10 protein-coding genes are annotated in these 9,190 nt (G+C 34.5%); 6 read left to right on the forward strand and 4 right to left on the reverse strand.

All coding sequences use genetic code 11. The features are described from left to right. Positions 1–82: 82 nt before the first annotated feature. The 3 genes from AC1W31_RS10580 to AC1W31_RS10590 all read right to left on the reverse strand — a co-directional run bounded on the left by AC1W31_RS10580 (position 83) and on the right by AC1W31_RS10590 (position 2,268). Positions 83–820 carry a polyprenol monophosphomannose synthase gene (locus tag AC1W31_RS10580; protein ID WP_481734411.1) on the reverse strand — a complete coding sequence of 246 codons (738 nt, stop codon included), beginning with the start codon at positions 818–820 and terminating at the stop codon, positions 83–85. Between the two features lie 142 nt (positions 821–962). After that, a complete protein-coding gene (locus tag AC1W31_RS10585) occupies positions 963–1,538 on the reverse strand; it encodes a DNA-3-methyladenine glycosylase I (protein ID WP_481734412.1) in 576 nt (191 codons plus the stop codon). A 97-nt stretch (positions 1,539–1,635) separates the two neighbouring features. After that, on the reverse strand, positions 1,636–2,268 hold the full coding sequence (locus AC1W31_RS10590; protein ID WP_481734413.1) for a hypothetical protein: 633 nt from the start codon (positions 2,266–2,268) through the stop codon (positions 1,636–1,638). A 544-nt stretch (positions 2,269–2,812) separates the two neighbouring features. On the opposite strand from AC1W31_RS10590, the gene AC1W31_RS10595 reads away from it, so the two are divergent. Next, positions 2,813–3,325: an RNA polymerase sigma factor gene (locus AC1W31_RS10595; protein WP_481734414.1), complete on the forward strand. Its 513-nt coding sequence runs from the start codon at positions 2,813–2,815 to the stop codon at positions 3,323–3,325. Positions 3,326–3,471: 146 nt separating this feature from the next. On the opposite strand, the gene AC1W31_RS10600 is transcribed toward AC1W31_RS10595, so the two are convergent. Next, the gene (locus tag AC1W31_RS10600; protein WP_481734415.1) at positions 3,472–4,302 is read right to left on the reverse strand and encodes a rhomboid family intramembrane serine protease; all 831 of its coding nucleotides are present in this window, start codon (positions 4,300–4,302) and stop codon (positions 3,472–3,474) included. Between the two features lie 139 nt (positions 4,303–4,441). On the opposite strand from AC1W31_RS10600, the gene AC1W31_RS10605 reads away from it, so the two are divergent. The 5 genes from AC1W31_RS10605 to rnc all read left to right on the forward strand — a co-directional run bounded on the left by AC1W31_RS10605 (position 4,442) and on the right by rnc (position 8,638). Next, complete coding sequence (locus AC1W31_RS10605) at positions 4,442–4,966, forward strand: YkgJ family cysteine cluster protein (RefSeq protein ID WP_481734416.1); 525 nt, start codon at positions 4,442–4,444, stop codon at positions 4,964–4,966. 102 nt (positions 4,967–5,068) lie between these two features. Beyond that, positions 5,069–5,977: an ROK family protein gene (locus AC1W31_RS10610; protein WP_481734417.1), complete on the forward strand. Its 909-nt coding sequence runs from the start codon at positions 5,069–5,071 to the stop codon at positions 5,975–5,977. Between the two features lie 122 nt (positions 5,978–6,099). Then, on the forward strand, positions 6,100–6,336 hold the full coding sequence (locus AC1W31_RS10615) for an acyl carrier protein (RefSeq protein ID WP_481734418.1): 237 nt from the start codon (positions 6,100–6,102) through the stop codon (positions 6,334–6,336). A gap of 150 nt (positions 6,337–6,486) precedes the next feature. Then, positions 6,487–7,737 (forward strand): beta-ketoacyl-ACP synthase II, encoded by a 1,251-nt coding sequence (gene fabF, locus AC1W31_RS10620; protein ID WP_481734419.1) that lies wholly within the window; start codon positions 6,487–6,489, stop codon positions 7,735–7,737. A gap of 169 nt (positions 7,738–7,906) precedes the next feature. Beyond that, a complete protein-coding gene (gene rnc, locus AC1W31_RS10625) occupies positions 7,907–8,638 on the forward strand; it encodes a ribonuclease III (RefSeq protein WP_481734420.1) in 732 nt (243 codons plus the stop codon). Positions 8,639–9,190: the final 552 nt, after the last annotated feature.

Here is a 9,190-nt window from a genome sequence, read left to right on the forward strand (position 1 = left end):
TAAACGAAATAATGGAACAGAAGGAATAAATTAAAAAATAAGTAAAATATTTTACTCCATTTCTTATAACTACACTCTCCCTTTATCCTCTATCATATTTTTTAAAAAAACTATTAAATTTCATTTGTATAACGCCTAAAATAGCTTCACGGAAGATATTTGCTGACATCTTTGATTGTCCTTTCGTGCGGTCAGTAAAAATGATTGGTACTTCTACAATCTTGAAACCATATTTCCACGAAGTGAATTTCATCTCCACTTGAAAGGCATATCCCACAAATTTTATAGCATCTAAATTGATGGTTTTCAGCACTTTAGCCGTATAACATTTGAAACCTGCCGTAACGTCCATGATAGGAATTCCTGTGATAAATCGAACGTAATATCCCGCAAAATAAGACATTAAAACTCGGCTCATGGGCCAATTGACCACATTTACACCATTTATATAACGTGAGCCAATGGCCATATCAGCACCGTTGTTGGCACAGGCATTATAGAGATTCACTAAGTCATCAGGATTGTGAGAAAAATCGGCATCCATCTCAAAAATATAGTCATAACCCAAATTAAGGGTATATTTGAAGCCGTGAATGTAGGCAGTACCTAAGCCTAATTTACCTTGACGTTCTTGAAGATGTAAACGATTTGTGCCAAATTCTGTTTGTAATTGTTTTACTTTCAGCCCGGTACCATCGGGCGAACCATCGTCAACGATCAATAAATCGAAAGTTGGTTCAAGGCTCATAACTTTACGAATAATGGCTTCGATATTTTCAATTTCGTTGTAAGTAGGAATAATTACGATGCGTGGATTCATTGAATATTATTTAAAAATAGAGGAATTAGTAGTAAATAAGAATATTTATCCAAAAATCTTATCTACTGATTTTCATTTTTCTATGCAACCTGTCATTCCTGTGTGATTGCAAAGGTACGAAAACCACACCAAATTTTGGAATTCATGATCGCTTATAACTTACACAATTTATCAGATGGTCGTTCACCATGCCAGTTGCCTGCATAAAAGCATAGCAAATTGTGGTGCCAATAAACTTAAATCCTCGCTTTTTTAAGGCTTTACTCATGGTATCTGAAATAGCACTACTTGCAGGAATGCATTTTGTGCTATTTTGTTGATTATTAATAACTTGTCCATTCGTAAACTGCCAAATATAGGTATCAAAACTCCCAAATTCTTGTTGGATTTCAAGGAATAATCTCGCATTTGTGATGGTTCCTTTAATCTTCAAACGATTGCGAATAATACCTGTATTTTGCATTAATGCTGAAATTTTATGCTCGTCATATTTAACAATTTTTAAGGCTTTAAAATTATCAAAAGCCTTTCTGAAATTATCCCTTTTTCGCAAAATCGTAATCCAACTCAATCCTGCTTGAAAACCTTCGAGGATTAAAAATTCAAATAATTTATCATCATCATGTAATGGGATACCCCATTCATGGTCATGATAGTCAATATAAATTTGGTCGTTATTGACCCATTGGCAACGTTGAATATTTTCACTACTTTCCATAATAATTCTGCAAAAAGTCTTCCTGTATTAATTAGAAGGTGTTTTTGTATTCTCAATAATTAAAATAAGTTTACGTATTGTATTTCGATTTTGAAAATTACTCATCAAAATGATATAATAATCCCAACGTAAAAGAGGCTTTATTAGAAAATTGTCTATAAACCGTTCCGTCATTTTGTTTCCAAAGAAATGCTTCCCCAGGTTCGTTTACCATATAGTACACCCCCTCGGCATATATACTAAATCGATCATTTAATCGATATTGCAATCCTCCCTTTCCCGAAGCTAAATAGGCAGGCGTTGTATAAGTATCTGGAATTTCCTTTAAAGTATTAACCAAACCGCTCACTGGCTTAACGGTAAAAAAACTCAACCCTGCCCCAAAGCCAATATATGGTTTCAATCGCCAATCGGTCGGATACCAATTAAAATCAAAAGTAAAAGGTACTTGGGTAATCGGTACGTCACTGGCTTTTATCTGGCCTTGAAAATGATTGTTCATCATGCTCAAACTCATGCCCATCGAAAAGTGTTCGGACGGAAAATATTTGAAAGTCAACCCATTACTAATTCCGATTTGCTCTGAGGCAATACCTTTATTATCACCAAAAGGCACTAATACACCACTTTGAAAACCCAAAGAAAAATGCCCAACTTTACCTTGTGAAAATATTGATGAATAAACCGAAAGCAAGAGCGCAATTAGCAAAGAAAAACTTTTAAAGGACATATTTTTGAAGTTTTATGTATGATAGTAAAATTAGCGAATTTATGCTTGGTTAATGTGTCTTTGAGATAACTTAAATTCTTAATATCCATTCTTTCTAAGAATTAATATTCATTTGAGACTTAATCCAAGGTTATGATCAGTCTGATAATTCGATAATTACGTAGATGGATTTTATAAACTATCACTAATTGGCATAGATTTTTAGAATTATAATTATTGATTTCTGAGTTATTTATGACTCGTCAAATATGATAGTATTGTTTAAATTGGCAAATAAAACAAATAATTTTGTTGATGAGTTATTGAAAATAATTAAACAGATATAATTACTTAAATTGAACATAGGAAGAAGTGTTTTTCCGTATAGTTATGTGTTATATTTAGATATTGATAGTTTTAGGAATCATAAACAAGTATTTTAGCGTGCACATTTTAATGTTAGATAAACAAATAAATAATATTTAAAATATTTATCGTAAAATGTTTTGTTTTTTGTTTAATGTTTTTGTAAATTTGTTCAACAAATTATCAAATCGCTAAAATTATGACAGCCTTAGAATTTACATTTCATATCGGAAAAGTTTCAAAATCTTTGAAGCCTTTTGCCATGAAGCTGACTCGAGATTATGAAGAAGCTAACGATTTATTACAGGATACTTTATTGAAGGCATTTACAAATCGTGATAAATACACCGAAGGCACAAACTTAAAAGCTTGGCTATACACAATCATGAAAAATACTTTCATCACTAACTATCAACGGATGGTGAGAAAGAATACATTTATTGATACTACCGATAATTTACATTTTATCAATTCGATGGAAAGTAGCACAAATAATGAAGCGATCAGTTCGTTTGCGATGAATGACATTAATAAAGCAGTTGGTTCATTAGAAGATGCTTACAAAACACCTTTCATGATGCACTTTAGAGGATTCAAATACCATGAAATTGCAGAAAAATTAGATATTCCAATTGGTACAGTAAAGAATAGAATTCACATTGCGAGGAAAGAATTAAAGGATAGGTTATACATGTATGCCTACTCTAATTAGTTGATTATTAAAGAGTTATATTTCATCAATAAACACTTTAATCAAGTTTAAACAGATAATTGATTAGTTTTTTGGTTAACAGAAGAAGGTTCAAAAAGTCGGGCAATGCTCGGCTTTTTTGTTTTTACGTTTGAAAGACTAAAAAATTATTTCTCCGAAAATCGCTCTAATGCTTCTTTCTCTCGCTCCGATAAACTATCAAAACCTTTAGCGTGAATTTTCTCTAAAATCTCATCAATTTCTTGTTGCCGAGCGTTTTTTTGTTCATTATATTCATCATCAATGCTTTTATAATCTTTCTGGTTAAAGGTAAACTTTTCGATAAATAAATAACCTGGGTGTTTAATAATCAAGAAGATAAATGCCAATGTGGGCGTAACGACCAAGACAATTGGAAGATAATTGTCTTGTAAACTTTCTGGATACAGTCCCACCGCTACCAACATTCCAAGCAAAGCTCCACCCAAATGCGCATCATGCCCGATGTTGCTCAAACGTGATTTTATGCCGTAAATGGAAATCAATACAAACAGCAATCCGTACATCCAGCTGGTTATAGCAAAAGGCATCAGAAACATCCCAATTTTCATGTTAGGGAAGATGACGATACTGGCAAAAATTATCCCGCATACTGCTCCAGATGCCCCAATGGCCGAATATTGACTATCAAAACGGTGAACATAAAGTGATAAAACGTTTCCGCCAATCAAGCTCACGAAGTAGATAAACAGAAAATTAGTGTTTCCAATGACTGATTCAAGGGTTTCACCGAAAGAAAATAGAGCATATAAATTAAAGAGTAAATGCCACCAAGAACCGTGCAAAAATCCCGAAGAAATTAAGCGATAATATTCCTTGTACTTCAATATGCTCTCAATATTAAAGGCATATTTATCGAAAAATGACTTATTTTGTAAGCCTTGATAAGAAAAGATGACGGTGATTAACGTCAAAAGCAATGTGATTGGACTGCTCATATATTATTTATTTTGACAGTTTTGCAGATTTTATCCCTAACCCGCAACCCCTAAAATCTAAAACCTATGTTACAAACAAATTAAAATCTCGTGAATTGAGTTCATTATTCTGTAATTTTGAATTCTCAAACATCATTCCATGATTTACACAGAAGAAACTATTAAGGAATTTCACAGACAAAATCGGTTGAAATTTACAGAAAATAAAAAATTCTTTGACCGTCTCAAAAATAAGAAACTCAAGAATTTAGACCAAGAATTTCACGTAAAACATGAAGAAGTTTTTGACGAAATAGACTGTTTGAAATGTGCCAATTGTTGCAAAACAACGAGTCCAATTTTCAAAGATGTTGATATTGATAGAATTGCCAAACATCTCAGAATTCGCCCTGCTGAACTCGTAAAGCAACATTTGCACCTTGATTCAGACCAGGATTATGTATTAAATTCAACGCCGTGTACGTTTTTAGGTTCGGATAATTATTGTTCCATTTACGACCATCGCCCAAAAGCCTGTCGTGAATATCCGCACACTGACCGTAAAAATATTGCTGGAATTTTACCTTTGACTTTGGAGAATACACAAGTTTGTCCAGCCGTCTTTGAAATTGTCGAGCAACTCAAAAGTGCAGGATTAGGCGATAAGCATGAAAGTGTGCGATGATTTAATAAAGGTTCAATATAAACCGTGATGTTTTGAAAAATAAATACTAATTTTGACTTTTGAAACTATCGACCCACAGTTAAAAAAATAAAAGACAATTTAATGGCAGCAGAGTATTTAGGTATTGATATTGGCGGAACAAACGTCAAAATGGGAATCGTAAATTCTGAGACAGGACAAATCTCTAATTTTTATAGTCACGACACTGTGAGTTGGCGTAAATCAGGGCATTTTGAAGAACGCTTAGGTGAAGCAATTTCATTGCAACTTATTGATAATAAAGATATAGTGAAAGTAGGAATTGGCTTGCCGGGAATGATTAATTTAGCCAGAACCACGCCCATTGAAATTACCGCAATTCCTGAATTGAACAATGTTCCAATGGTTGAAATTCTTAAAAAACGTTTTCCTAACGTTGATTTTTACTTAGAAAACGATGCAAATGCGGCCGCTTTAGGTGAATTTTATTTTGGAGAAGAACGTATTCAAGAAAGTTATATTTTTATTACTTTAGGTACAGGCGTAGGTGGAGCTGCCATTATCGGCAAAAAAGTATTTACGGGGGGACGTGGCAATGCCATGGAACCAGGACATACGCCCTCGGCTAACGGGAAAGTATTAGAGAGAAATATCGGTAAAAATGAATTGTTGGATATGGCTAACGCTATGCGTAAGACCTATAAAGAAATTACACAATTACCTGATGATGAAACCATTAGTACAACAGGATTGGTTGCGGCGGCTTCGGAAGGCGATACATTAGCCCTTCAGGTTTTTGCCAGCGTAGGAGAATTATTAGGTGAAAATCTTTGCCATTTAATTGCCATTCTTGATATTAATCATATTTTAGTAGGAGGAGGGCTTTCGGCCTCTTTCGATTTTATTTTGCCATCCATGAAAGCAAAATTTGCCCATTGGCTTACCAAATATCACGCTGATGGACTGAATATCACCCGTGCTACTTTGGGTAATGATGCAGGACTTTTAGGAGCGGCTTCCTTATGTTTTTAGTAAAATTTTTATAATAATTAACACAATTCTTTTCATAGAAGCACGGAAGCAAAAAATAGTTTGATAATAGAATAATTATCATCATCTTTGCACCGTTTTTCTAACCAAAATTCGTTCTTAAAATGGCAGACATTGCAGAAAAAGTAAAGAGCATTATCGTCGAGAAATTGGGCGTTGACGCAGCAGAAGTTACAACAGAGGCTTCATTCACAAATGATTTGGGTGCAGACTCATTGGATACAGTAGAATTAATCATGGAATTTGAAAAGGAATTCAACGTTTCTATTCCAGATGATCAAGCTGAAAATATCCAAACAGTTGGTCAAGCAATTACATATCTTGAAGAAAACGCTAAGTAATTGAACTTCTTTATGTGCTAATTTGAAAATAAAATTATGGTTCTGATTGAACGATTTTTTTATGACAGATTAGCACATTTTTATTGATTTTCAGATTAATTTGTTCAAATTTGAAGGTTGTCTTTTATTATAAACGAGAATTGCTTAAACATGAAGAGTTTTAAAAGAGTTGTTGTTACGGGTATTGGTGCTTTGACGCCAATCGGAAATACCGTTCCTGAATTTTGGGAGGGGCTTAAAAACGGTGTGAGCGGTTGCGACTATATCACGAAATTTGATGCTGAAAAGTTTCGGACTCGTTTTGCTTGTGAGTTAAAAAACTTTGATATTACCAAATTTATTCCATTAAAGGATGCTCGAAGAATGGATCAATTTACGCAATACGGTATCGTTGCCTCTGATGAAGCCATCATAGATTCGGGTCTTGATTTAGAAACAATTGATAAAAATAAAGTTGGAGTAATTTGGGGTTCAGGAATTGGTGGACTAAGAACTTTTGAAGATGAAGTACTTTATTTCGCAAAAACCGAAGGAATACCAAAATTCAATCCCTTTTTCATTCCAAAAATGATTGCCGATTCGGCTTCAGGAAATATTTCGATTCGTCATGGATTTCGTGGACCTAATTATGCCACAGTGTCGGCTTGTTCATCCGCAAATAATGCCATTATTGATGCTTTCAATTATATCCGTTTGGGTAGAATCAATATTTGCGTAACGGGAGGTTCAGAAGCTGCTGTAACAATTGCCAGTGTTGGTGGATTTACCGCCATGCGTGCAATGTCAGAGCGTAATGATGACCCAAAAACAGCCTCACGCCCTTACGATAAAGACCGTGATGGTTTCGTAGTTGGAGAAGGAGCAGGTGCCTTGATTTTAGAAGATTATGACCACGCAATTGCTCGTGGGGCAAAAATATATTGTGAATTAATCGGAGGAGGTTTTTCTTCGGATGCTTATCACATCACAGCGCCACATCCCGATGGTTTAGGGGCATTATTATCTATGCAAGATGCCTTAGATGATGCTGGAATCAAACCTGAAGAAGTGGATTATATCAATACCCATGGTACTTCAACGCCTTTGGGTGACCCACAGGAATTGAAAGCCATTATTGATTGTTTTGGCGATCATGCTTATAAAATGAACATCAGTTCAACAAAATCCATGACTGGACACTTGTTGGGTGGTGCAGGAGCTGTTGAGGCAGTTGCTTGTATTTTGGCTATGCAGCATAATTTAGTTCCCCCAACCATTAATCATTTCACCAATGATCCAGAAGTAGATAATGCACTAAACTTGACCTTAAATACTGCTCAACCCCGTGAAATTAATATTGCGCTGAGTAATGGTTTTGGTTTTGGAGGACATAATGCTACCGTAATTTTTAAGAAAATATAAATCAGTTAACAATTGATAATTAACAATTGATAATTTAATCAGTTAATTGCTAAGATAGTATTTTATGATATGACCCTTAAGGTGGTTTTATCGTAAAATCATTTGTTATCAATCTTTACTGTCTTTAACCAATTGTTAATTATTGATTGTCAATTGTCAATTAAAATATATGCTTTCACCCATTCTTGATTTTTTTTCCAGCGACCCCAAGGACAAAAAGCTGAAAAATGCCATCGAACACATCATAGGCGAAAGTCCGTCTAATCTTACCCTGTATCGTTTGGCATTTATGCACGCCTCGGTGTCGAAAGAAACTGTTTCTAAAAGCTATAGAGAGTCAAATGAACGCCTTGAATTTTTGGGAGATGCAGTTTTGGGAATGATTACGGCGGAATATTTATTTAAAAAATTCCCCTTTAAAGATGAAGGATTTTTAACCGAAATTCGTTCGAGAATGGTAAGCCGTGAGTCGCTGAATGTGGTGGCTCGCAAAATGGGAATTGACAAATTGGTGGAATATGACGGAAACCGTAAAACTGTTCTCACCCGAACTTCCATGTACGGTGATGCTTTCGAGGCATTGATGGGAGCTATCTATTTGGACAAAGGTTTTCGTTTTACTCGTTCATTTATCATCAAGAAAATTTTAACGCAACATTTTGATATTGATACCGTTGTGTCGAATAATCCCAATTTTAAATCCCTCATCATTGAGTGGGCGCAGAAAGAAGGAAAAACCATCAGATTTGACATTGTGGAAGAAGGAGCGAAGCACAACAAAGAATTTACGGCCACAATTTTTGTAGCCGAAGAAGAGTTTTCGATTGGGCAAGGATATTCTAAGAAGAAAGCCGAACAAACCGCTGCCATGAAAGCTTGTGAGAGGATGGAGTTGAGTTGAGAAAATATTTATTTTAAATTGAGAAAGCCTCTAATTTTTAAAAATTAGAGGCTTTCTCAATTTAAGTCATGTTTAAATTTGAGCCACCCAATTTATTTAGCAAAGTTTCTAACATTGCCTTCATGGTGGATATTTCAGTTTTCATTTCTGAAATTTCATCATCTTGCGCAAGGTAGTAGTTACTTTTGGGTATCCTCTAAAGGTAAAATGATATGGGGCTGTATTAGTGATGGCTCATTATCTAAGGCTTAGATTGGACAAGTCTTCAAATTTGGAGCGGAAGTTTCACAATAGGTTCTCAACGATAGCTTTGTTTAATTTTAAGTTATGATGTAAAATGCTAAAAATACCTTTTAATTTTTAGCATTTTTATCGTAAATTCATTTACAACGTTTCCCGTTTCCTACTCTACCCGATGTTTTTTGTTAAGTATTGATAATGAGATAGTTGAATTTGAATCCATCGAGCAAATGTATTCAAAAATTCATCCCAAATTTTAATAAATCTTTGGTTGTTATTTTTGAAACCTTCTCTCAAAATATCAAGCCCTTT

Source organism: Arcicella sp., assembly GCF_964672035.1.